Source organism: Pseudomonas sp. NPDC047961, from assembly GCF_050272435.1.
Lineage (GTDB): Bacteria > Pseudomonadota > Gammaproteobacteria > Pseudomonadales > Pseudomonadaceae > Stutzerimonas.
Genome location: NZ_JBNNMD010000004.1, coordinates 130,060 through 153,902 on the forward strand (window position 1 = coordinate 130,060; position 23,843 = coordinate 153,902).

Annotated in this window: 23 protein-coding genes and 2 riboswitches; of the genes, 15 read left to right on the forward strand and 8 right to left on the reverse strand. The window is 61.6% G+C overall.

Features of this window, described 5'->3' with window-relative positions:
- Positions 1–28: 28 nt before the first annotated feature.
- Positions 29–1,084 (reverse strand): DUF1615 domain-containing protein, encoded by a 1,056-nt coding sequence (locus tag ACQKIK_RS15000; protein WP_499136731.1) that lies wholly within the window; start codon positions 1,082–1,084, stop codon positions 29–31.
- 286 nt (positions 1,085–1,370) lie between these two features.
- On the opposite strand from ACQKIK_RS15000, the gene ACQKIK_RS15005 reads away from it, so the two are divergent.
- Both ACQKIK_RS15005 and ACQKIK_RS15010 read left to right on the forward strand, forming a co-directional pair.
- Positions 1,371–2,333 (forward strand): hypothetical protein, encoded by a 963-nt coding sequence (locus ACQKIK_RS15005; protein ID WP_499136502.1) that lies wholly within the window; start codon positions 1,371–1,373, stop codon positions 2,331–2,333.
- 118 nt (positions 2,334–2,451) lie between these two features.
- Positions 2,452–3,330, forward strand: a complete 879-nt coding sequence (locus ACQKIK_RS15010) for a helix-turn-helix domain-containing protein (RefSeq protein ID WP_499136503.1) — start codon at positions 2,452–2,454, stop codon at positions 3,328–3,330.
- On the opposite strand, the gene ACQKIK_RS15015 is transcribed toward ACQKIK_RS15010, so the two are convergent.
- The 3 genes from ACQKIK_RS15015 to ACQKIK_RS15025 form a co-directional block, all read right to left on the reverse strand.
- The gene (locus ACQKIK_RS15015) at positions 3,312–3,899 is read right to left on the reverse strand and encodes a LysE family translocator (protein WP_045426623.1); all 588 of its coding nucleotides are present in this window, start codon (positions 3,897–3,899) and stop codon (positions 3,312–3,314) included. The genes ACQKIK_RS15010 and ACQKIK_RS15015 overlap by 19 nt on opposite strands.
- Positions 3,900–3,987: 88 nt before the next feature.
- Positions 3,988–4,629: a DUF1109 domain-containing protein gene (locus ACQKIK_RS15020; RefSeq protein ID WP_499136504.1), complete on the reverse strand. Its 642-nt coding sequence runs from the start codon at positions 4,627–4,629 to the stop codon at positions 3,988–3,990.
- Entirely contained in the window at positions 4,626–5,192 is a 567-nt protein-coding gene (locus ACQKIK_RS15025; protein ID WP_499136505.1) for a sigma-70 family RNA polymerase sigma factor, read from the reverse strand. Before ACQKIK_RS15025 ends, ACQKIK_RS15020 begins: the two co-directional genes overlap by 4 nt.
- Before the next feature lie 203 nt (positions 5,193–5,395).
- Between ACQKIK_RS15025 and ACQKIK_RS15030 the strand changes: the two genes are divergently transcribed.
- The 10 genes from ACQKIK_RS15030 to ACQKIK_RS15075 all read left to right on the forward strand — a co-directional run bounded on the left by ACQKIK_RS15030 (position 5,396) and on the right by ACQKIK_RS15075 (position 17,327).
- Positions 5,396–5,683, forward strand: a complete 288-nt coding sequence (locus tag ACQKIK_RS15030; protein WP_499136507.1) for a BufA1 family periplasmic bufferin-type metallophore — start codon at positions 5,396–5,398, stop codon at positions 5,681–5,683.
- A gap of 13 nt (positions 5,684–5,696) precedes the next feature.
- The gene (bufB, locus tag ACQKIK_RS15035; protein WP_499136508.1) at positions 5,697–6,533 is read left to right on the forward strand and encodes an MNIO family bufferin maturase; all 837 of its coding nucleotides are present in this window, start codon (positions 5,697–5,699) and stop codon (positions 6,531–6,533) included.
- The gene (locus ACQKIK_RS15040) at positions 6,530–7,309 is read left to right on the forward strand and encodes an HvfC/BufC family peptide modification chaperone (protein ID WP_499136509.1); all 780 of its coding nucleotides are present in this window, start codon (positions 6,530–6,532) and stop codon (positions 7,307–7,309) included. The genes bufB and ACQKIK_RS15040 overlap by 4 nt, the downstream gene beginning before the upstream one ends.
- A 21-nt stretch (positions 7,310–7,330) precedes the next feature.
- The gene (locus ACQKIK_RS15045) at positions 7,331–7,804 is read left to right on the forward strand and encodes a DoxX family protein (RefSeq protein ID WP_499136510.1); all 474 of its coding nucleotides are present in this window, start codon (positions 7,331–7,333) and stop codon (positions 7,802–7,804) included.
- Positions 7,805–7,928: 124 nt separating this feature from the next.
- Entirely contained in the window at positions 7,929–8,597 is a 669-nt protein-coding gene (locus tag ACQKIK_RS15050) for an HAD family hydrolase (RefSeq protein ID WP_499136511.1), read from the forward strand.
- A 95-nt stretch (positions 8,598–8,692) separates the two neighbouring features.
- Positions 8,693–9,967, forward strand: a complete 1,275-nt coding sequence (locus ACQKIK_RS15055; protein ID WP_045426643.1) for a DUF2254 domain-containing protein — start codon at positions 8,693–8,695, stop codon at positions 9,965–9,967.
- A gap of 273 nt (positions 9,968–10,240) precedes the next feature.
- On the forward strand, positions 10,241–11,650 hold the full coding sequence (locus ACQKIK_RS15060; protein ID WP_045426645.1) for a DegQ family serine endoprotease: 1,410 nt from the start codon (positions 10,241–10,243) through the stop codon (positions 11,648–11,650).
- 157 nt (positions 11,651–11,807) lie between these two features.
- Complete coding sequence (locus ACQKIK_RS15065) at positions 11,808–12,158, forward strand: hypothetical protein (protein WP_045426647.1); 351 nt, start codon at positions 11,808–11,810, stop codon at positions 12,156–12,158.
- A 316-nt stretch (positions 12,159–12,474) separates the two neighbouring features.
- On the forward strand, positions 12,475–15,594 hold the full coding sequence (locus ACQKIK_RS15070; RefSeq protein WP_499136512.1) for a hybrid sensor histidine kinase/response regulator: 3,120 nt from the start codon (positions 12,475–12,477) through the stop codon (positions 15,592–15,594).
- Between the two features lie 213 nt (positions 15,595–15,807).
- Positions 15,808–15,905, forward strand: a riboswitch (glycine riboswitch).
- A 4-nt stretch (positions 15,906–15,909) separates the two neighbouring features.
- Positions 15,910–15,997: riboswitch (glycine riboswitch) on the forward strand.
- Between the two features lie 61 nt (positions 15,998–16,058).
- Positions 16,059–17,327 (forward strand): D-amino acid dehydrogenase, encoded by a 1,269-nt coding sequence (locus tag ACQKIK_RS15075; protein WP_499136514.1) that lies wholly within the window; start codon positions 16,059–16,061, stop codon positions 17,325–17,327.
- Positions 17,328–17,465: 138 nt separating this feature from the next.
- Here ACQKIK_RS15075 and ACQKIK_RS15080 read toward each other — a convergent pair whose 3' ends face one another.
- From ACQKIK_RS15080 to ACQKIK_RS15095, 4 genes are all read right to left on the reverse strand, one after another.
- Positions 17,466–17,807 (reverse strand): FKBP-type peptidyl-prolyl cis-trans isomerase, encoded by a 342-nt coding sequence (locus ACQKIK_RS15080; RefSeq protein WP_499136515.1) that lies wholly within the window; start codon positions 17,805–17,807, stop codon positions 17,466–17,468.
- A gap of 34 nt (positions 17,808–17,841) precedes the next feature.
- On the reverse strand, positions 17,842–18,195 hold the full coding sequence (locus tag ACQKIK_RS15085; protein WP_046163661.1) for a YkgJ family cysteine cluster protein: 354 nt from the start codon (positions 18,193–18,195) through the stop codon (positions 17,842–17,844).
- Positions 18,196–18,266: 71 nt separating this feature from the next.
- Positions 18,267–18,560 carry a GNAT family N-acetyltransferase gene (locus ACQKIK_RS15090; protein WP_499136516.1) on the reverse strand — a complete coding sequence of 98 codons (294 nt, stop codon included), beginning with the start codon at positions 18,558–18,560 and terminating at the stop codon, positions 18,267–18,269.
- A gap of 89 nt (positions 18,561–18,649) precedes the next feature.
- Entirely contained in the window at positions 18,650–18,961 is a 312-nt protein-coding gene (locus ACQKIK_RS15095) for a hypothetical protein (RefSeq protein ID WP_499136517.1), read from the reverse strand.
- Between the two features lie 190 nt (positions 18,962–19,151).
- Here ACQKIK_RS15095 and ACQKIK_RS15100 point away from each other — a divergent pair, with 190 nt between their 5' ends.
- From ACQKIK_RS15100 to ACQKIK_RS15110, 3 genes are all read left to right on the forward strand, one after another.
- Positions 19,152–21,290 (forward strand): 4Fe-4S binding protein, encoded by a 2,139-nt coding sequence (locus ACQKIK_RS15100; protein ID WP_499136518.1) that lies wholly within the window; start codon positions 19,152–19,154, stop codon positions 21,288–21,290.
- 195 nt (positions 21,291–21,485) lie between these two features.
- Positions 21,486–22,673: an acetyl-CoA C-acyltransferase family protein gene (locus tag ACQKIK_RS15105; protein ID WP_499136519.1), complete on the forward strand. Its 1,188-nt coding sequence runs from the start codon at positions 21,486–21,488 to the stop codon at positions 22,671–22,673.
- Positions 22,674–22,798: 125 nt separating this feature from the next.
- The gene (locus ACQKIK_RS15110) at positions 22,799–23,707 is read left to right on the forward strand and encodes a chemotaxis protein CheV (protein ID WP_499136520.1); all 909 of its coding nucleotides are present in this window, start codon (positions 22,799–22,801) and stop codon (positions 23,705–23,707) included.
- Positions 23,708–23,843 lie beyond the last annotated feature (136 nt).

Genomic DNA, 23,843 nt, shown 5'->3' on the forward strand with positions numbered 1-23,843 from the left:
GAGGGGGTGCCGTTAACAAATGTTCCCGCTAACGGCCTGCGCGTTTCATGCACGCCAGATGGCGATCATTGACTCGATTGGCAAACCAGGCGGTCGTCAGGTTGCGTGTGATCTTCGGGCTTTCCAGCCGAATGCCAGGCAGCACCGCGCGGGGCAGAGGCTTTCCTGCACGCTTATCAGCCAAGGCGAACACGCGCTCATACAGCGTGGTTTTCTCGAATCCGTGCGTATCGCCGCGCTCCAGGGCGTTGCGAATCGCTGTCTCGCTCATGTCGAGCTTGCCCGCCAGCGAACGAACCGCACGCTCGGTCTGGCCGGCTTTGCTGCTGCCATGAATGATCAGATCGCCATCGAGGGTCAGCTTGATCCCGCTCGCGCGGCTGACCGCGGCCTGAAACGCGGCGTTGCGGCTGGCATACCAGCCGGCATTGAAATCTGCGAAGCGGTACAGCGGCTGGGTGTAACTAGCGGGGTAGTCCAGCAGATGTGAAATGCCGAAGTACATACCGCCGCGGCGCGTGAACACCTCATCCCGGATAGAGCCTTCCCGGCGATAGGGATAGGCGCGTGCGCGGTCTTCGGCGAAGGCGATGCTGACTTGCATGGGGCCTCCGGTCTTGACCGGGTTGAGCGTGCCGAACAGCTGTTTGCCGAGCGGCATGATGTCGAGGAAGTCGTCGAAGATTGCGCTCAGCTGTTCTTCAGTGCGCACCGCCGCGAGGCGCTGGCTGTAGGTCTTGCCGTTGGGTGATTGAACGTCCAAGGCCGCATCTACGATAAAGCGTGGGACATGCAGTCGGGACGCGCGCCGGTAGATCTCATCGCGGGCGATTTTCGCCAGGCCTGGGACCGGTGGGGTCGCCTGGAAAGTGGATTCTTGCACCGTGACGGCCAGGACGGCGCAGAGGTTCTCGTTAGTCGGCGGGATCGCCAGCGCATCGAAGGCGGCGTAGATGTCGGTGGCCCAGCCCTGTCGATTCGGGATGTTGCTGGGGATCAGCCGGACGATCTTGGCGCGGACTTCGTCCGGCCGGGGCGCAGGCACCTCCGGTTTTTGCGTGCCGCAGCCGGCCAGGCCGAGCATCAAGGCGCTGGTGAGCGTAACGGCGAGACGGCGCGCAGCCCGGCTGGAGAGAGTCGGCGTTGGCGCGTGCGAGTCGACAGTCGAACGCTGTCGATTTGAGAACTGAAAAATCATGCGGTCCCATCTGGATACGTGGTTCAGGTTCCGACAGTAAAACAGACGCAGCCGTTCTGCAGCCGCTGAGGTGCTGATCACTGCCGGTGAACTTGCGAGGTTCCCGCTGTCCGAAACCTGACGAGCCACCGGGCGTGCCGGTGGCGCCAAACACCGACGAGCACCTGACCTCATGAGCGAATCGCACTTCGACGTTCGGCGACTCGAACGTTACGACAGCACCACCCGTGAATACCTGCTGGCCATCATCACAGATGAAGACCACGCGTCCCAGGTTGAACTGGACAGCGGCCAAATCGCCTGGCAATCAACCCTGCGCCATGATCGACTGCACCGTGACGTCGATCTGCAAACGGGCAAGCCAAACTACCGTTTCGAGGACATCCCTGAGCATGAGGGTGGCGAATTTCAGCTGGTCAGCCTGATCGCCGAGGGCGGGCGCGGCGCTGAATTTTCCGAGCTGGCCATGTTCGGCAAGCGCTTGGTGACCTTCGACGACCGCACCGGATTGGTCTGTGAAATCCGCGACCAGAACCAGCTGGTGCCTCGTAACATTCTCATGACCGGCAGCGGCGACGAAGCCTTCAAGGGTTTCAAAGCGGAGTGGGCAACGCTCTACAACGACCAATTGGTCGTCGGCAGCCACGGCAAGAGGGCCTCTGAGGAGTGGGTGAAGCTGCTCGACCGCCACTACGCCGTACAGAGCGTGGACTGGTCGGAGCGCTATCAACGCATCCGCGACGCGCTGGGCGTCGGGCCGGACGGCTATGTGATCCACGAGGCGGCCGAGTGGCACCCGTATCGCCGTGAATGGCTTTTCTTTCCGCGCAAGATCTCGACCGAGCCATTCGACGAGGCGATCGATGAGCGGGAGCGTGGCGCCAACACCTTGATTATTGCCAACGAAGACTTCAGCCAGATCCGAACCCTTGAGGTTGGTCAGCGGGTTCCTGAGCGGGGTATTTCATCGTTCAAGATCCTGCCGGGCCATCCCAACGAGTGCGTTGGCCTGAAAAGCGTCGAGATAGGTGATCGAACCGAGAGCTACTTGTTCTGCTTCAACCTCGACGGCGAGGTGCTGCAGGACGATATCTTCATTGGTGATTACAAGTGCGAGGGGCTTGAAATTCTCTGATGGCCGTTCCCGTTGTTCCGAAGGCCATTGCTGGCCTTGCCGAAACACAGCAGGTTGCCAATCAACCGCCCCGTTTTCGGCTACGCTGAGGTTCCCAACTGCCGTTACAGCTTCGACCATGCATCAGCACGTCCTCGCCCAGTCTCGTTCAGCGTCGGCGTCCAGTTTCTGGCGCGATGAGGCGCTGCCGTTCATCGAGTCGCGCACTGTGGAAGATGGCCGCCGCGTCTGTTATGCGCGGCACAGCCACGAAACCTTCTCCATCGGGTTGATCGACAGCGGCGCCAGTACCTACATCAACGGCGAACATCAATGCCGCGTCGAAGCCGGCACGCTGGTGCTAATGAACCCCGGCGATGTGCACGCCTGCAATCCGATCCAGAACCAGCCATGGGCGTATCGCATGCTTTATGTCGATGCTGGCTGGTTGAGCCAGTTGCAGGACGACCTGGGGATGGGGGGCGGCGGTTTCCGCTGCTTCGCCCCAATAATGACCCGCGATCCGCTGCTACAGTCGGGCTTTCGCCGCTTTCATACGGTGCTCATCGACGACAACGCCGACTTGCTGCAAAAGGAAACCGCCGCCGTATCTTTGTTCTCTCTGCTGCACGAGCGACTGGGGCTCGAAGTCGGCGTCCCGGAGAGTGACCTGAAACTGCAGCGCGCCGCCGAGTTCATTGCCGACAATTATCAGCGCTCCCTCAAGCTGGGCGAGATCAGCCTCATGGCAGGCGTCTCACCGTCGAGCCTCATTCGCGCTTTCAAAAAACAGTTCGGGATGACGCCACATGCCTATCTGACCAATCGGCGCGTGCAGTTTGCGCGCGCCGAGCTGCGGCGTGGCCGGCCTATTGCAGATGTGGCGCTGGATGCGGGGTTTGCTGACCAGGCGCACCTGCAGCGCGCCTTCAAGCAACTGCTGGCCGCCACGCCCGGGCACTATCGGACAGGAAGCCGAAACGTGCGCCACGACACCCGTCAGGTCAGCAGCAGGTAAGCCGCGCTGGCGACCAGCAGCGCTGCCATCACCCGATTGAACAGCCGTACCCGTGCGGGCTTGTCGAGATGTTGCCGCAGGAAGGTGCCCGCATACGCCCAACACGCCAGTGAGGCATAGCAGATCACGAAGTAGATCGCTGCGAAGCGCCAGACTGAGGGCGCGTCGCCCGCGGCAGCGAACAAGCCCATGCCCGCTACCGAGGCCAGCCAGGCTTTGGGATTGAGCCACTGCATCGCTGCGCCATACAGCAGCGTCGGCCGCATCGCAGGCTTGTCTGCATTCAGGCGACCGTTGTCTGCGGCCAGCCGAAACGCCATGTACAGCAGAAATGCCACGCCAGCCAGCTTGATCGACTCGGTCAGCCAGGGCCAATGATCGAGAAGTTCGTTCAGCCCCAGCCCGATCAGCAACAGTAGCAGCGTGAAGCCAATGGTTGCGCCGCTGACGTGACGCATGGCTGGCCGCAAACCGAACTGCGCGCCAGCGCTTAGCGCGACGATGTTGACCGGGCCGGGCGATATGGAGGAAGCCAGCGCGAAGGCGGCCATGGACAGCAAAAGACTCATCGAAAGCTCCTGAAAGTACGCATGAACATCAGCGCGACGATAGGAGCGGGAACTGCCGCGGTATTGAAGAAAATGCGCGTTGTGCGGCTTACCAGCGCAACAGTCGTGGGCCGAGGAGGGCGCCGACGGCGGTGGGTATGAGCATGCCGAGCACATACCAGACGGCCCAGAAGGCGACACTCATCTCAGGACAATGCAGGCTGTAGGCTAGGGTTGCCATCGAACCGGCCAACAACCCCCCGGCTGCGCCGGCAAGACGCAGCCGGGTCGGCGCAAAGCCGCGGATTGCCCAGAACACGCAGACGAACGCTGGAATCGACAGTAGCGCAATGTTCACCGGGCAGACTCGCCAGGTTTCTCCGAAAATCAGTGCCCAACGGTTATTGGCCGAAACGCTGAGCAACAGGCCCAACGCCGCCAGCCAAACCGCTACCACCGGCGCTGCGACAGTGACCCAGCCGTTGCCCACAGACGCTCCCGGTCTGGCCAGCCGCGTGGTTACCAGCAGAGCACCCGCAAGCAGGCTCGCCGGCAGCGCAAGCTTGGCCCAGAACAGCGGGGTCGCCGCGACTTGCCCAATGTCCGGGCGAATGCCGAAGACCGTCAGTAACACCAGCAATGCCAGCGCCAGCCCGATGACCAGGGCTGTACCAAAACGGCGCGTGACGATCTGCCGATCCACGGGCGGTGCGTGGTTGGCGAGCATGTTGATCAGCTCGTCGGTCTTCATCGATGACCTCCAATCAGGGCGGCCAGCGCTTTCAGTCCGCGGTGAACGCCCACCTTGACTGCTGAAGCCGAAAGTCCGGTACGTCGAGCGGTTTCTTCCACCGAAAGCCCCTGTAATTTGACGTGAAAAATGGGCAAGCGTTGCTTGTCCGGCAGTTGTTCGAGCAGCCGCGCCAGGTCCCGCTGCGCCTGTTGGGCCTGGTGATCTTCGTCGGCCAGCAGCTCTGCCTGGTCGCTGAGGGGATCATTCAAGGCGTCGTGCCTTGCATGGGCCCGGAAATGATCCATCAGTTTGTAGCGGGCAATCGCCTGTACCCAGGCTGTCACCGGTTGCTCGGGCCGATAGGTATGCCGCGCGTTGTGCACCGCCAGCAACGCTTCCTGTAGCAGGTCTTCGACCTCGGGCGATTGCAGCCTGCGCCTGAGAAAACTGCGCAGATGTGCGCTGAGCAGCGTCAGGAATTGCCGGTACGCCGCCTCGTCGCCGTCCAGCCCCAGCAGTAGCAGCTGTTGCAGATGGGTTTCGCGTGCCTTCAACGCCTCGTGACTGGTAGTTCGTTGCATCGGTCGCTCTGGTTACACGCAAGGAAAAAATCGATGCTGCCCGTCCTTTGCCTCCAGCCAACGGCAGGGCGGGACGCGCCGCTACGGTAGGTCGAGAAGGAAGAATTCTCAAAAATATATTTCTTGCTCCTGCTGTAACCAATCAACCGTACTGGGCGAACTACTGGTCGAGCTGCCAGTAAAACCACTGGCAGCAACACCGCATGGAGAAACAACCGATGAACAATCTCGCCCTTGCTGCTGCAGCCGTTGCCCTTGCATCCATCGCCGCCGGCGCCACGGCTGCGGAAAAGACTGAAGGCGCCATGGAGAAATGCTATGGCGTCGCGCTCGCCGGTCAGAACGATTGCAAGGCTGGTGCAGGCACCAGCTGCGCCGGCAGTTCGAAGGTGGATTACCAGGGCAATGCCTGGAAGAACGTACCCGCAGGGACCTGCACCTCGATCAAGACACCCGAAGGCATGGGTTCGCTGACGCCGATCGAATCCTGATAGGAGGTTCCGCATGAGCGTGTCGGCTCTGGGAGCAGGCCTGGGACTCAAGCCCGAGCACTATGAGGCGGCGCACGACTGTACAGCGCCGGGGCTCTGGTTCGAAGTGCACCCGGAGAACTACATGCTCGGCGGCGGTCCTCGTCTGGCCTGGCTAGACGCTATCGGCGAGCGCCATCCGCTTTCACTGCATGGCGTATCGCTGTCGCTGGCGGCCGATTGCCCGCCGGACGAGGCCCATCTGCAACGCCTCAGGACGCTGGTCGAGCGCGTTCAGCCCGCCCTGGTTTCCGAACACCTGGCCTGGTCCTCCTGGCGAGGTCAGTACAATCCCGATCTGCTGCCGTTTCCACGTACCGGTGCGGCCTTGAACCGTATCGTCGACAACGTTCAGCGCACCCAGGAACGCCTCGGGCGACAGATTGCGGTGGAAAATCCCAGCCACTACCTGCACCTCGACGGGCATGAGTGGGATGAAATCGAGTTTCTCACCGAGCTGTCGCGCCGCAGTGGCTGCGGCCTGTTGCTGGACGTCAACAACGTACACGTCAGCGCGCACAATCTCGGCTTCGATGCCGCTGCCTATATCGATGGTTTTCCCGCTGATGCCTTACTGGAAGTGCATCTGGCCGGACATAGGCAGGACAGCTCGGAGCACTCACTGCTATTGATCGACTCCCACGACGCGCCGATAGCTGACGCCGTCTGGTCGCTTTATGAACGGTTGAACGAGCGCATCGGTCCGCGGCCAACACTGATCGAACGTGACGACCAGGTGCCAACCTTCGCCGAACTGTTGGTCGAGCGCGACCACGCGCAGCGGCTGCTGGAAAGGAGGAGGGCGGCATGACGCGCTCACTCACTGAGTTTCAGGATGGCTTGATCGAAGCGCTATGGGCCAACGAACCCATGGCGACTAACTCGACCGCTGCCGCCCCCCCAGCTGATTGGCTGGCGAGGCTTATCGCGCAGCCGGGGTTCGCGGTGTACCGCAACACCGTGATGAAAGGATGTGTAGATGCCTTGCGCGCGAATTTTCCGACGGTTGAGCGGCTGGTAGGCGCCGATTGGATGAGCGCAGCGGCCTGCGTTTTCGCGCAGCAGTGCCCTCCAACCCAGCCGCAGTTGATCAGCTATGGCGATGGCTTTGCAGACTTTCTGCAGCGTTTCGAACCTGCCCGCGATTTACCGTACCTCGCCGAGATCGCGCGCCTTGATCGCCTGTGGCTTGAGGCGTTTGCCGCGGCGGAAGAACCTCGACTGGAACTGCATACGCTGAGCTCGATGACGCCGATCCAGCTGGCCGAATTGCATTTGCGACCCCATGCAGCGGCGCGCTGGCATTGGTCCGTTTTGCCGGCGTTCAGCCTATGGCGTTGCAACCGCGAAGTCATCGAACTGCCCGATCCGCTGCTCTGGCAGGGCGAGGGCACGTTGCTCTGCCGGCGAGAGAACCGTGTCGCCTGGCAGCCCTTGAGCGTTGGCGGCTGTACCTTTCTCGACGCCTGCGCCGATGGCCATACGCTTGCCAGCGCATCGGATCTCGCGCTCGAGGCCCAGCCCGCGCTGGATTTCAATGCGCTGTTGGCGAGCCTGTTTGCCGCCCGGGTCTTCGCCATCGATTGATCAGCAACTGGAGTGACCGACATGCATACCCTGCACAGGAACCCAGCCAGCCCGACATCGAGTCCGTTGCAGCACTGGAATCGACTCGCCGTATGGCTGCAACACCACATCAGCGACTCGATGTTGGGTCTGGTGGCGCGCTTGGCCATCGCCGCGGTGTTCTTTTATTCCGGGCGGACCAAGGTCAGCGGCTTTCTTACAATCAAACCCAGCACCTTCAGCCTGTTCGAAACCGAGTACGCGCTGCCGCTGTTGTCGCCTTATCTTGCCGCGCATCTGGCCACCTATGCCGAGCATCTGTTCCCACTGCTGCTGGTGCTCGGCCTGTTGGCGCGGCTATCGGCCTTGGCCTTGCTGGGCATGACGCTGGTGATCCAGCTCTTCGTTTACCCCGATGCCTGGCCTACGCACCTGACCTGGATCGGCCTGATGCTGGTCGTAATCGGCCGTGGCGCTGGGCGTTGGTCGGCTGACCGGATGTTGGGCATTCGCTGAGGCGGTATGACTGAGCGACCGCTGTACCGTCGCAGGCTAAACTCAGCGCACCGTTTGCAGTCCAAGGCGCTGTCTCCAAACCGGAGTCGTCGCGCCGTTCTGCGCATTCACAACGGGAGATTCGATGGCCTCTATCGACTTGCTGATCAGCGACTGCGACGGTGTGATCGTCGACAGTGAAATCATCAGCCACCGCGTCCTGTTCGAGGCCCTGAGCCTGCATGTACCCGCCGAGCAGCTGCATGCCGCGCTGGAAGGTACCTTCGGTCTGACCGTCCCGAGCATCATCGATCTGATTGAAAAACGCTTCGACCTGACCATGCCGGAGACTTTCGATGCCGATCTACGCCGGCAGAGCGAGAAGGTCGTGGCGGAAGAAGTCCAGGCGATCCCGGGCGTGCGCGAAGCGCTGTTGGCCATCAAGCTGCCGCTGGCGGTGGCATCCAATAGCCGTTTGCACAACGTTCAAGCATCGCTGCAGCGTGCCGGCCTGACCGAACGGGTGGCTGGCAATATCTTCTGCGCCGAAATGGTCCGCTCACCGAAACCGGCGCCCGACGTGTACTTGCTGGCTGCCGAGCGCATGGGCGTCGCGCCGGGTCATTGTCTGGTCGTCGAAGACAGCCCGACTGGCGTGCTGGCGGCGCGTACGGCAGGCATGCAGGTGATCGGCTTTACTGGCGCCAGCCACATCCCGGCCGGGCATGACCAGGCATTGCGGGAGCTGGGTGTGGTCGCCGTGATCAATCACATGCATGACCTGCCCGCAACGGTCGAGGCGCTGGCCCGCTAAGCGCTGGCGACCGGGGCGGCAAGAAACCGCCAAGCCTACGCAACGGTCCCTCAGCGCGCTTGTCTGTAGTGAAACGGACGTATTGCGAGCAACAGATGATTGAGCGTTGGAAGTGGTTTGTCATCCGCATCAGTAAGCGGCCCTGGTTCCGGGCCAGCTTGTATTCGGTATTGGGAATTGCTACCGCGCTGGTGGCGCTGGTGGCAGCGCCTTATATTCCCGACGACGTGCCGACCAAGATCGGTTCCGATGCGGTCGACAACATTCTCGGCGTGTTGGCATCCAGCATGCTCGCCGTCACCACCTTCTCCCTGAGCATCATGGTGGCGGCCTACGGCTCGGCAACGAACAACGTCACGCCGCGCGCGATTTCCCTGTTGGTCGAAGACCCGACCACACAAAACACGCTCTCAACCTTTGTCGGCTCGTTCATTTTCAGCCTGGTTGGCATCATCGCGTTAAGCACCGGCCTTTACGGCGACAACGGGCGCGTAGTGCTGTTCGCGGCGACGATCTTCGTGGTCATCCTGGTGGTGTACGCGCTGTTGCGCTGGATTGATCAATTGTCCGGGCTGGGCCGCGTTGCCGAAACCACGGCCAGGGTCGAGAAGGCCGCCACCCAGGCGCTGTGCCAACGAATGGAGCAACCCTTTCTGGGCGGACGACCGCTGGAAGTCGATCCCAAAGCCCTGCCGGGCGCGCGCCCGTTGTATCCGCAAAAGATCGGCTTCGTGCAGCATATCGATATGCCCGCGCTGGGCGAACTGACCCAGTCGGAGGATCGCGCGGTTTATATATGCGTTCTTCCCGGGATCTTTGTGGAGCCGTCGCAGCCGATCGCCTGGTCGGTGGGGATCGGTGAAGACTGCGACGACGCGCTGCGCGATGCTTTTGTCATCGGCGCGCAGCGGACCTTCGACCGAGACCCCCGGTACGGCATTATCGTCATGGCCGAGGTCGCCTCGCGTGCGCTGTCGCCCGCCATCAACGACCAAGGCACCGCAGTTGATGTGATTGGGCGGGGCGTTCGCGTGCTGTCGCACTTGTCCAGGCCGACGCCGCCAGAAGATCCAAAGTTCGACCGCGTATTCGCGCCGGGGCTGAGCGCAGCGGACATGCTCGACGATTTCTTTACACCCATCGCACGGGACGGCGCTGCGATCATCGAGGTGTGCATACGCTTGCAGCAAGCGCTGGCGTCGTTGGGTCGACTCGGCGATGCGGCGGTTGCTCTTGCAGCGAACCGACATGCCTCGATGGCACTCAGACGTGCAGAGGCGGCGCTGACAATGCCGGACGACTATCAGCGGGTGTGTCAGGCTGCAGACGCCGCCGGACTGTTGGACACCTCAAACCAGCAGAGGAAATAGAGCTTTTGTGACGCTGAATGCGAGGGCTGCTGTTGAAACCTTACTTTTCCTTTACGCCCGCTACACACGAAGCTGACTGTCTTCGGCGTAAAGTCTGGTTCAGGCTGACGGAACAGCCAGCTCCCTTGGGTGGGTTTGCCGCAAACCGGCTGTCAGCTTAGAGTCAGCCATTGTGCATGCGGCAACCCGCTGCTTTTTTTGACCAGGAATCGGCTGTGGCGCGAGACCGGTCGTTGTTAACCCCATTTTTTCATCGTGGAGAGACCAGTCCCTATGATTCTTCGTAGAAACTTCCTGGCTGCCGTGGCCGGTGTAGCGCTGTTTGGACAGACGCTCATTGCCCACGCTGACCTGCCGGACTTCACGCCTCTGGTGGAGGATGCTTCGCCCGCGGTGGTGAACATCAGCACCAAGCAGAAGCAGCCGATGCGCGGCCACGCGCAGGCACAAATGCCTGACCTAGAGGGCATTCCGCCCATGTTCCGCGAGTTTTTCGAGCGCGGGATGCCTCAGCAGCCCGAGCGTCGCCGCGAAGCTCAGTCGCTGGGTTCGGGTTTCATCATTTCTGAGGACGGTTATGTCCTGACCAATAACCACGTTGTGGCCGACGCTGACGAGATCATGGTGCGTTTGCCGGATCGTAGCGAGATGCAGGCCAAGCTCGTAGGAGCCGACCCGCGCAGCGACGTGGCCTTGCTGAAAATCGAAGGGGATGGCCTGCCGACCGTGAAGATTGGCAGCTCCGAAGAGTTGAAAGCAGGCGAGTGGGTGGTCGCGATCGGTTCTCCGTTCGGTTTCGATCACACGGTGACAGCCGGCGTGGTCAGCGCCAAAGGTCGCAGCTTGCCGAACGAAAGCTACGTTCCGTTCATTCAGACCGACGTAGCGATCAATCCGGGTAACTCGGGCGGCCCGCTGTTCAATCTCGACGGCGAGGTGGTAGGCATCAACTCGCAGATCTTCACCCGTTCCGGTGGGTTCATGGGCCTGTCGTTCGCGATCCCGATCGACGTCGCAATGGACGTGGCCAATCAGCTGCGTGAAGACGGTAAGGTCAGCCGCGGTTGGCTTGGTGTCGTCATTCAGGAAGTGAACAAGGACCTCGCCGAATCCTTCGGCCTGGAGCGTCCTGCTGGTGCGCTCGTCGCCCAGGTGATGGATGGCGGTCCGGCTGCCAAGGGCGGCCTGAAAGTTGGCGACGTGATCTTGAGCGTTGATGGCAAGTCGATCGATATGTCCGGTGATTTGCCGCATCTGGTTGGCGCAATGAAGCCAGGCAGCAAGGCTAAGCTGGAAGTGGTGCGAGATGGCCAGCGCAAGACGCTGAACATCGACATCGGTGCGCTGCCTGAGGATGGCGACGTGCTGGCCTCTGCAGATGGTTCGAGCACCAAGAGCCAGAGCAATAACCGCCTGGGTGTTTCGGTTACCGAACTCTCCGACGCGCAACGTCAGGCGCTGGAGATCTCCGGTGGCGTAGTGATCAACGACATCAGCCAGGGCCCGGCAGCGATGATCGGCCTGCGGCCGGGGGATGTCATCACGCACCTGAACAACGAAGCGATAGATTCCGTTAAGACGTTCAGCCAGGTGGTCAAGGATCTGCCGAAGAACCGTTCAGTATCGATGCGGGTACTGCGCGACGGCCGCGCCAGCTTCATCACCTTCAAACTGCCGAAGTAAGCAGTCGCAAGCAAGACCAGGAGGCCCGCCATGTGCGGGCCTTCTTGCATCTCGAGGAGGGTATTGGCCCCTAGGCGCCCGGCTTGGCAGCACTGCACGCGAACTCCTCGGCCCGGCAGTGGTTCCATATGGTTTGAGTAAAGCCTTGGAGATTTCTATGAATCCGTTTCTGACGCTGGGATTATTGCTGCTACCGGCGGTGGCCATGGCTGAGCCGCTGCACCTTGAACGTGAGCTGAATGAATTGCGTGTCGATGTCGAGGTCAGTGAGCTCGAAACCGACACCCAACCCGGTATCGAGTCCGGGCTGGTGCAGGTCCTGATTACCAATCACGAACGCTTCAAGGTGGCGTGCCAGCTCCATCCCGGCGAAACCGAAGCCTCGCCAGGCCTGGATACCACGCCCATCACCATCATCGCGCCGGAGGGTCGCCGTGCGCTCACCATGAGCGGTGAGTACGGTGACTCAACGCTGAATGCGCTGTTGACGTGCATTCGGGACGAGTGACGCCCGAACGGCCCGGTAAATGGCCTGGGGAAAGCGCCTTCCCCGATTCGGGAGGTAGATCAGCATTGCAACACTCAAAGCTTGGGCGAAGTTCAAGCATGGGGCTGGCTCCTGGCTGATTTTTGATGTTGATGCATTCCTGCTCGGGTGTGGCACGGCACCGTCCAAGGCAAATGGAACCTGTTTGGCACCCGAGTTTCCAAGTGCAATGCGCGCCGTTAAACGATCGCTTAAGCTAGCGCGCCGCGCACCACGCTGTACTCGTTTCGGCAGAATTTCGCGGCTGATCCGTCTGGGCGTCAAAGGGAGTCATATCTTGAATCACGCAACGGGAGCCAAATCAGGACGGTCGGTACCGTTGCGCAGCCGCCTGTTGACCATTGCATTGGCAGGGATTCTGCCGCTGGCCCTGGTGGCCGGGCTGGGCATGCTCTCGATCGTCTCTGAACAGACGGAGTTGGCCAAGCAGCGCAGCCTTGAAGCTACGCGCCTCGCCGCGACGGCTGTGGAGGTCGAGCTGAGCCGATCGCTCAACGTGCTCCAGGCACTGTCGCAGTCGCCCCTGCTGGATAACGGCGATATTGATGGCTTCGCCGATATGGTTCGCCGCGTGTTGCCCTCGGTCCCCAGCTGGTACGCCTTGCTGATCCTGAGTCCGGAAGGCGAGGTGCTGAGGCGGGTTTCGCTGCACAATCCTCCAGCTTCCAGAACCATCGCCGAGCCGCGCAGCTTCGCTGAGGTCATCCGAACAGGCAAACCGCAGGTTGGGAGCATGAGCAAGGGACCCGGCGGCGTCTGGGGCGTCCCTTTGCGTGTGCCAGTACACCAAGGCGACACAGTTCACTACGTACTGACTGCAGTGCTCAGGCCCCAGGGTGTCGCTGATGTGATCGCCAACCGAAGGCTGCCGGCCGGCTGGGTCAACACTGTGCTGGACTCCAATGGTTTGCGTATCGCGCGCTCGCTGAATCACGAGGAGACGCTGGGGATGCCGGCTTCGCCCACGCTGGCGGCCATCCTGCAGGAGAACTCCGGCGAGGAAGGGATCGGCCTGTCCATGACCATGGAAGGCAATTCGGTCTACACCTCTTTTGTGAGATTGCAGCCGTCCGGCTGGGTGGTGGCGACCGGCGTTCCCACCGAAGTTGTCGAAGCCGGGGCGACGCGTGTCTATACGCTTTACGGTGGCGGGTTGCTGCTGTCGCTGGTGTTTGCGGTAACGGCGGCGCTGTTCGCAACACGTCGGATCAACGTCCCGATGCGGCATCTGCGGCGGGCGGCTCAGGCGATTGGCCACGGGCAGGCGTTCAAGGCGCCTGAAAGCGAGATCGAAGAAATCCGTGAAGTTGGGCGAGCGCTCGAAAGCGCCGCGCAGGCGCGTCTGTCGAGTGAGGCCGAGCGTGACAACATGCTTTCGCGGCTGGAGCTGGCGCAGCAGGATCTGACCCAGCAGGTCAGCGATCTGGAGTTGGTCCAGGACCTGAGCAATCGCCTGCTACAGATGCCTGCATTGGGCGACCAGTTGCAAGCGATCATTGACGCCCTGTGCACGCTGCACGGCGCCGCGCATGGGCTGCTGGCGCTCAGCGACGGTTCGGCCGCCTTGCGCATTCATGCCTCGAGGGGCTTTTCAGTTGCTTCGTTGGCGATCATGGATGAAGCGCAGCCCGGCCTGGGTGCCTGTGGTATAGCGGTGCAAAAAGGGGAGCGCGTGGTGGTGACTGATACCGAAGCCGACCCCTGCTTCCGTGAGTTTGTCTCCGTTGCGCGCAGCGAGGGATTTCGTTCGGTTCACAGCACGCCCATTCGGCACAGCGACAACAGCGTACTCGGGACGCTTACGGTACAGCTCAAAGAGGCGCGATCCCCAACGGAACGAGAGATTCGGCTGGCCGATGTCGTAGCGGGCCTGGCCGCAGTATTCATCGACCGGGCGCGGGTGCAGACCAAGGCGGGCATGTTGGAGCAGCGCCTACAGGTAGCGCTGAACTCGTCCACCGTGCCCTTTGCAGTCCTATCGCCCCATCGGAACCCGGCGGGCGAGGTGGACGACTTCTGCTTCGATTTCATCAACCTCACTGGCGCATCCAGCCTGCGCGGAACAGTCGACGAGCTGACTGGGCGGCGACTGCGCGAGGTGCTTGGCGAGGCCGCCAATCCGCAAGCATTGAAGACCTTGCTGGAGGCGGCCCGGTTTCAGCAACCGCGTGATTTGGAACTGCGCAGCACCGGGTTTGACAGCGAGCGCTGGGTGCGTTTGATCGCGACGCCGTTCGATCAAAGCCTGGCCGTATGGTTCGCTGACGTATCCCAGGCCAAGCATCACGAACAGGAAATTCGTGAATCTGCACGGCGCAAGGATGAGTTTCTCGCGACCCTGGCCCATGAGCTGCGCAACCCGCTGGCACCCATTCGCCTGGCTGCCGGCATTTTTGGTTCTGCGGCGGCAAGCGATGCGCAGAAACTCCGTAGCCAACAAATCATCGAGCGGCAGGTGCGGCATATGGCGCTGCTTCTCGACGATCTGTTCGACATCTCCCGCATCACGCTTGGCAAGCTAGTTCTGCGCAAGGAGCAGGTGGATCTGCGAACCATCATCGAGGCGGCCATCGAGACTGCCCGAGAGAAAATCGAGGCAAAGCAACATGAGCTGGTCGTGGCGCTGCCGGCCAGTCCTATTGTGCTGGACGCCGATCCTCTTCGCCTCGAGCAGATTCTGACTAACCTGCTCAACAACGCCGCTAAATTCACCCCCAACGGCGGCTGCATTCGCATCACGGCGACACGGGATGGTGACACCGCCAAGGTTTCGGTGATCGATAACGGTCTGGGTATCGCGCGGGAACACCTCAGATTGATCTTCGAACGGTTTGCGCAGGTGCCCGTCGCCGGGACTCACATCAATTCCGGCCTGGGGATCGGCCTGGCACTGGCCAAAGGCCTGGCGAAGCTGCACGGAGCGGACCTTCGGGTACGCAGCGAAGGGCTCGGCCACGGCGCGGAGTTCAGCCTGACCCTGCCGGTTCTGTCTGCCAGCACTGCTGACGCAAGCCGTGATCTCAGCGAAAGCGTCACGCTGAATAAGCGGCTCGTTTTGGTTGCCGACGATAACCGGGACATTGCCGAAACCATGGCCGAGATCCTTCGACTGGAGGGCCACGAGGTGCACTTGGCGTTTGACGGCATCGAAGCGTTTGAACGTTATCTGCAGCTCAAGCCAGAGATTGTGGTGCTGGACATCGGCATGCCCGGCCAACGGGGTGACGAAGTGGCGCGGATGATCCGCGCCCATCCCACCGGCGCCAATGTGCGGTTGATTGCCATCACCGGCTGGGGCCAGCCGAGTGATCGAGAGCAGGCCTTGGCGGCAGGCTTCGATATTCATATGACCAAGCCGGTCGACCTGAGCCAGCTGATTAAGATAGTCGGCGGCTGAGGCCAAGCGACGATGGGGCGGGGCTATCTTCTGTCCCGGAACTGCGGTAGAAACGCGTATGTAGCTGCAACGCGCGCTGATTGTTGCACCGTAGCTGTGCAATTTTAGGGTCAGTAGAGCGGCTGCAGCCAGCCGCGGCGAGCGAGTGTCGCTTGGCGCGCATTGTGCAAAGCTGTAATGGTAGAACCGCGGTGAGCAGCCGCTCATGGCAAAGAAGTGATATCGGGAGAGACTGCAGCGGCTTGGTCGTGTGCAGCGCCGAAGGAGCAACCGCCCCGGAAACTCTCAGGCAAAAGGACCGTTATCACAGGTGAACTCTGAAGAGCCGCCGGGCCCGTCGTCGCCCGTCGCACCGAAGGAGCAAGCGAGCGCCGCTCGTGAAACTCTCAGGTCCAGAACAGAGGGGGCGCCTGATCCGCATGTCGCGGACGGGCTCTGACCCTTGACGTTCTGGAGCTGCACGCATGAAAAAGATAGCTGTCATTGGTGGCGGTATCACCGGTATCACCACTGCCTACGCGCTGGCCAAGCGTGGTTTCGCCGTCACTCTTTTGGAGAAGCATCGCTACGCAGCGATGGAAACCTCGTTTGCCAATGGCGGTCAGCTGTCCGCCTCCAACGCCGAAGTTTGGAATCACTGGTCGACCATTCTCAAGGGCATCAAGTGGATGCTCAAAAGCGATGCACCGCTGCTGGTCAATCCCAAGCCCAGCTGGCACAAGCTGTCCTGGTTCGCCGAGTTCATCGGCTCCATCCCGCAGTACCGCCAAAACACCATCGAAACGGCTCGCATGGCTATTGCTGCTCGGGAGCACCTGTTCGCCTGGGCCGAGGAAGAGGGCATTGATTTCGACCTGAAAAAGGCCGGCATCTTGCACATCTACCGCGACAAGGCCGGTTTCGAGCATGCCGGCAAAGTCTCGACATTGCTGGCTCAGGGCGGTTTACCCCGGCGCAGCGTGACACCAGACGAAATGCGTGCCATCGAGCCGACGCTGGCAGGGCAATACTATGGCGGCTACTACACGGAGTGCGATTCCACGGGCGACATCCACATGTTCACCAACGGCCTCGCGGCAGCCGCCATACGCTTAGGCGTCGACTGCCGTTACGACCAGAACGTGAAAGCCGTTGCCACCGATGGCAAGGGTGCCAGCGTGACCGTCGCGGCTTCGGGTGGCGAAGAGCGTCTGCAGTTCGATGGCATCGTTGTCTGTGCCGGCACCGCCAGCCGCGCGTTGGCCGCCCAACTTGGCGATCGGGTGAACATCTATCCGGTGAAGGGCTACTCGATCACGGTCAACCTCAACGACGAGACCAGCCGCGCAGCAGCGCCTACCGTCAGCTTGCTGGACGATGAAACCAAGCTGGTCACCAGCCGCCTGGGTGACAGCCGCCTTCGGGTAGCCGGCACCGCCGAGTTCAACGGCTATAACCGCGACATCCGCGCTGATCGGATCCGTCCGCTGGTGGACTGGGTGGCCGAATGTTTCCCCGGCGTCAGTACTCAGAGCGTGGTGCCTTGGGCTGGCCTGCGGCCGATGATGCCGAACATGATGCCCAAGGTCGGACGCGGCAGCTCACCCTGTGTGTTCTACAACACCGGCCACGGCCATCTCGGCTGGACGCTCTGCGCCATTACTGCCGACATGCTGGGTGACGTGGTGAGCGAGTCCATAGGCAGGGCCCGGTCGTCGACTCCGGCCGCTAGCGGTCAACCGGCCCACGCCTGACCTGCTTGACGGCTGCGCCTCGGGCTGCAGCCGTCATCGGTGCGAATACGTCTGTTTGTGTAGCGGCCGCTGAACGGGCCGCTCTCTCTGTTCAATCCCGCAAGCGGGCGGATGCCTGCTCAGATATCACTCTCATGTTCAGTCGTCACGGGTCAGCACTTCCAGCAGCTCGATCTCGAACAGCAGGTTCGAGTTCGGCGCGATGTGCTCACCTACCTGCCGATCGCCATAGGCGAGGTGGGCGGGGACGAATAGGTTGCGTTTGCCGCCAACCTTCATGCCCATGAGCCCCAGGTCCCACCCCTTGATAACGCGACCGGTGCCGATCACGCACTGAAACGGCTTGCCGCGATCATAGGACGAGTCGAAGGTACGGCCGTCTTCGAGTTGGCCACGGTATTGCGTGGTGATCAGGGCGCCTTTGACCACGGCCTTGCCGTCGCCGAGCTGGATGTCTTCAATCCGGAGTTCGTTGCTCATCGTGTCTCTCGTGATGTCTTTTCTGGCTACGCCTTTAAACCAGCAATTGACGGGTGCTGGCGATAAGTTGGTGCACCTGCTTTTCCACCTCAGGAGTCGTGGGGATTTCCGGACCGCGGCCCCGAGGGCAGGGCAGGCTGGCCGTGGTGCCGAACAGCCGACAGATCAACGGGCGTTGTTCGTAAGCCTCGCAGCCGTTCGGCCCGAGGTGAACGCAGTTCCAGTGCGCCATCGCCGCGTCATGCGCGGCAACGCTCCTGTGCGGCAAGCGGGCCATTTCTTCCGAGGAGGCGGTGACCGGGCCACAGCAATCGTGGCAGCCGGGTTCGCAGGCGAAACCCGGAATTTGCCGGCGAAGGTGATCGATCTTGCGGTTGGTACAGGTCATGCGAAGCGCTTCGGTTCAGGGGCCGGCATGGTACTCGCCTGAGCGGTAAATGCTTGCCCCTCCGCGTGCTTTTATTGCGCGGCGATGATGTCGTCCCAATCGTGATGCTTCTTCACATAGGCCGCAACGAACTCACACATCGGCACGATGCGCTTGCCGCGACGACGGGCGTCATCGAGTGCCTCGCGAACCAGTTTGCTGCCCATGCCCTGGCCCTCCAGGCTCGGATCGACCTCCGTGTGGGTGAAGACCTGACGGTCGCTCTTGTCCTGATAACTGGCGACGCCCAGTTCCTTGCCGTCGACTTCAAGGACATAGCGCTGCTGGGACTCGTCGTGTCGCACGATCGCGTTGTTGTCGTTCATGGAATGGATTCTCCCGTTGGTCTGGTTGGTCTGGTTGGTCTGGCTGCATGCTGCAGCCAGTTAATGTTCAGAGGTTTGGCGGTCGCCGGTCAGAGCCCGTCAACCAGCCGCTTGCCTAGCGCCGTGCCGTGCGCCAAGGCTTCGTCGTAGCTGCGGTAATGCTGCGTCTGGTCGACGCTCACCGGGACGACGATTTCCAATTCTTTGACCACCTCGGCACCCGCGGCCCAGAGAGTCTCGCCGAAGGTCTCGTACTCGTAGCCGGTGAGGTGGACGATCACCTCGTAGTCGCGGTACACGAGCCGGTGGCTGTGCGGAATCTGGTGATCGCTACCGCCAGGGATATGGGCAGGGGCGTCGAAGTAGGGTTGTTCGGCGTCCGGTTTGACTGCCTTGGTCATCGCTGGGCCTCCCGTTTGGGTTGTCTAGCTTGGGCCCGGTGACGGCGTGCATCGTTCCGTGCCGAAGATGTTGAACGACGGGCGCACATCGAATTTAAGACTGAAGTACTGGCGTTCCAGCCAGCAAGTCGCATGGCGGGGGCGCGAGCGGCGGATAGCATGGCTGTATAACAACAGCCAAGAGGCATCCATGACTCGCTGCGCCAGCCTTCTTTTCCGCATGCTAGTTTTGCTGAGCGTGCTGGCCAGCCCGACGCTGTTCGCACAGGGGCTGGACGGGCAGATACAGCAGCTTTTTCCTAAAGCCACGCGCATCGAGCCGAAGCAGGACAATCCGCCTGTGCACAGCGTCTATCAGCTGGACGAGTTGCTCGGCTATGCATTCGAGTCCACCGATTATTCAAACCTGCAGGGCTTTTCCGGCAAACCGATCCGTCTGCTGATCGGCATGGACACCCAGGGTGTGCTGGCCGGGGTGAAGGTTCTGGAACATCACGAGCCGGTTTTCCTACACGGACTTGGGGAACAGCCGCTGTTCGACTTCGTCGACCAGTACCAACAGAAATCGATTGGCATACCCATTGTGGTGGGCGGTGCACAGGGAGGGGCGAGCGGAAGTGAGTCGATTGCCCGCATCGATGGGGTGAGCAAGGCCACGGTGTCGGTAGTGATCCTCAACGAAACCGTATTGCTGTCAGCCCTGAGCGTGGCCCGCAAGTTGCTCGAAGGATTTGCCAGCGGACCCTTGGCCACGGCAAAGCCCGACCTCTATGAACCGCTCGACTGGTCACAGTTGCTGCAGCGCGGCTATCTCCAGCATTGGACGATCAGCCGCGAGGAGGTCGAACGCGGCTTGGGTCATTCCATTGAGGGTTACCTGGGTATCGAGCCGGAGAGCGATACGCAGCCCTTCACCGACCTCTACTTCGCCTACCTGAACGCGCCAAGCATTGGCCGCAATCTGTTGGGCGACGCCGGCTTCGCCAAGCTCAACGAGGAATTGAAAGCCGGCGAGCAAGCGGTGCTGGTGCTCTCCTCGGGTATGTATCGCCATGTGCCGGACGACTTCGTGCCAGCCACATCGCCCAGCCGGTTGGTACTGATGCAGAACGGCCACGCCATTGACCTGTATGACATGAATTTCAACAACGGCGCGGTGATGGACCTGCTCGATGCGCCGCTCGATGAGGTCGAGGCGCAGATCTTCCGCATCAAGACACATAGCGCGTTCAACCCTGCCGAGCCTGCGGGATTGCGCCTGAACGTCAAGCTGCAGCGCAACCATCTGGTGCAAAGCAGCACGCCGTTCACCCGCGACTTTCAGCTCGACCAGGCGCTGTTCAACATCGAAGAGGCACAGGCCGCAGTCGAGCCGACGCCCATCTGGTTGCGCATGTGGCAGGAGCGCATGTGGCAGATCGGCGTGCTTGGTGTGTCGCTGCTTCTGCTGAGCGGTGTGTTCATCTGGCAGCATCGCATCAGCCAGCACAGCCGTGGTTTCCATCTCTTCCGCGCTGTTTTTTTGCTGTTCACCCTGGTGTTCATCGGTCTCTATGCCCAGGGTCAGCTCTCGGTGGTAAACATTTTCACCCTGCTGTTGGCGCTGGGGGAGAACTTCGATATCCGCGTGTTCCTGATGGACCCGGTGATCTTCATCCTCTGGAGCTTCACCTTTGTCAGCCTGTTCATCTGGGGGCGAGGCGTGTTCTGTGGCTGGCTCTGTCCATTCGGCGCGTTGCAGGAAATGCTCGGCTGGCTGGCCAAGCGCCTGCACATCCGCCAATGGAAAATTTCCGACCGGAGCCATCAGCGCTTGCAGTGGTTGAAATACCTGATCCTCGTCGGTCTGGTGCCGACCGCCTTCTATTCACTGACGCTGGCCGAGCGGCTCGCCGAAGTGGAACCGTTCAAGACCAGCATCACGCTGTTCTTCGTCCGTTCCTGGCCGTTCGTACTCTATGCCGTGGTGCTGCTCGGGCTCGGCTTGTTCGTGCACAAGTTCTACTGCCGCTATATCTGTCCACTGGGCGCAGGGCTGGCGATGCTCGGCAAGTTCCACCTGTTTTCCTGGCTCAAGCGCATCGACGCCTGTGGCCAACCCTGTCAGCACTGCAAGCATCAATGCGAGATCGGCGCCATCAAGCGCGATGGGCGTATCGACTATGACGAGTGCATCCAGTGCCTGGAGTGCATCGTCATCCTCAACAACGATGACCAGTGCGTGGCGACCATCAGTGCGCGCAAGCGAGCAGACAAGGCCGCTCGGCAGACCCAGAGCGGGCTGATCGTCAGCGATGCCATGGCGCCGCAACCGCTGCCGGCGCCATAAGGCGGGTCACCCAGCCACGCTTTAGTCGCCTGAATCTTCAGATTAGCGACGCCGGCTGACCGCCCGGTTCTGCAATGCTGCACAGCAGTTCTGCGCCAATGGCTATTGTTCCGTAGCCGGACTTCGCTAGGATCTGGCGATTCCGTGCGCCGGCTCCTGGCGGCGCGCCTGATTCCCTGCTTCGAAGAGGCCCCCATGGCTGAACGTGAAATCGTCGTTGTCGGTGCCATGCGCACCCCGATCGGCTCCTTTGGCGGTGCGCTGAAGGATGTCGACCTGATCGCCCTTGCCACCACGGCCTGCCGCGGCGTGCTGGAACGCTCCGGTACGCCCGCTGACGCTGTGGGCCACGTGGTGATGGGCAACGTGATCCCCACCGAACCGCGCGATGGTTACCTGGCGCGCGTGGCCGCGGTGGATGCCGGTATTCCGCTGGAAACCCCCGCCTTCAACGTCAACCGCCTGTGCGGGTCGGGGTTGCAGGCGGTGATTTCGGCGGCCCAATCAATCCTGCTGGGTGACACCGATGTGGCCATCGGTGGCGGCGCGGAAAGCATGAGCCGCGGTCCGTTCATCCTGCCGAACCTGCGCTGGGGCGCGCGCCTCGGTGACAGCCAGGCGATCGACTACATGAACACCTTGCTGCATGATCCCTGGGGCAAGTTCCACATGGGCGTCACCGCGGAGAACGTCGCCGAGCGCTATGGCATCAGCCGCGAACAGCAGGATGCCCTGGCCCTGGAAAGCCAACAGCGTGCCGCCCGTGCAATCGAAAGCGGCCGCTTTCGTGAGCAGATCGTTCCGGTGGAAGTCACGACGCGCAAGGGCAACGTGCTGTTCGATACCGATGAGCACCCGCGTCCGGACCTGACCGCCGAACGCCTCGCGGCGCTGAAACCGGTGTTCAAGAAGGACAACGGCACCGTGACCGCGGGCAACGCCTCCGGGCTCAACGATGGTGCTGCAGCGCTGGTGCTGGCCGAGGCCGGGCGTGCGCAGGCGCTGGGGCTCAAGCCCATGGCGAGGCTGGTCGGGTATGCCCATGCGGGCGTGGACCCGGCGTTCATGGGCATCGGCCCGGTGCCGGCCGTGCGCAAGGTGCTGGAGCGCACCGGGATCAGCCTCGAGCAGATCGACGTGATCGAAGCCAACGAAGCCTTCGCCGCCCAGGCCTGCGCGGTGATGCAAGAGCTGGGCATGGACCCGGCGCGGGTCAATCCCAATGGTTCCGGTATCTCCCTCGGTCATCCGGTGGGCGCGACCGGCGCAATCATTGCGGTCAAGGCGATCCACGAACTGCAGCGCATTCAGGGGCGCTACGCGCTTGTGACCATGTGCATCGGTGGTGGACAGGGTATCGCGGCGGTTTTCGAGCGCTGTTGAGTCAAGGGGAGCGGTTGCAACTCGTCGGGTCTGCGTCGATTCCACTGAAGATTTGCGCACGGCTGCCGACAAGGCTGTAGCGAGGTTACATCTCGGCACGAGACCGGCTTTCCACAGGACCATTCATGAACAACGCATCCGCTACCGACGCCTTATCGCTTTTGCTGTTCACGCTGCGCAGCGGCAAGCAGATGGCGATCAACCTGTTGAAGGTCAGCGAAATCATTCCGACGCCGTCGCTCACTCGGCTGCCCGAATCGCATCCCCACGTCCGAGGCGTCGCTACGCTGCGGGGCCAGCCGTTGTCGGTGATCGACCTCAGCCTGGCAATCGGCATGGCGCCGTTGCAGGACCCCAAAGGCGGCTGCCTGATCGTCACCGAGATCAGCCGTTCCAAACAGGGCTTGCACGTCCAGGCGGTGGTCAAGATCGTGCATATCCAGACGTCGAAAATCCTGCCGCCGCCTTACGGCGCGCGCGCCAACTCGTTCATTACCGGGACGGCGGAAGTGGATGGCGAACTGATCCAGATCCTCGACGTGGAAAAGGTCATTCACAACATCGCCCCGGTTCCGGGAGAGGCCGACATTTCTCATCTGGACGACCAGGACGCGCAACTGCTCACCGAAACCCGCGCGCTGATCGTCGATGACAGCCAGGTGGCCATTCACATGTCGGTATCGGCGCTGACCAAGATGGGCATCACTTGCCATGCGGTGCGCAGCGCCCGCGAAGCCTTCGAGAAACTCGACAGCTTCAAGGATAGCTACGAGGCGATCAACTGCGTGGTCTCGGATATCGAGATGCCTGAAATGGACGGGTATTCCTTCACCCAGGCACTGCGGAAACATCCCGACTACGCCTCTATCTATGTGCTGCTGCACACCTCGCTGGACAGCACCATCAGCACCGACAAGGCCAAGGCCGCCGGTGCTAATGACATCCTGACCAAGTTTTCACCGCCCGAAATGACCAAGTGCATGCTGCGCGCGGCGCGGGTGATCCATTTGGGCGAGGATGCGTCGGTTGCCTGAGCGAGTAGAACGTTCGGGCCGCACGCCAACCTCCAGGCGCGAGCGTGTTCTCGAATGCGTTGAGCCTGGTGGGGCAGCTCTTCGCGTGCACGCTCGCTCCTACGCAAGCTAGCTCGGTTGAAAGGAACGGCGCCTG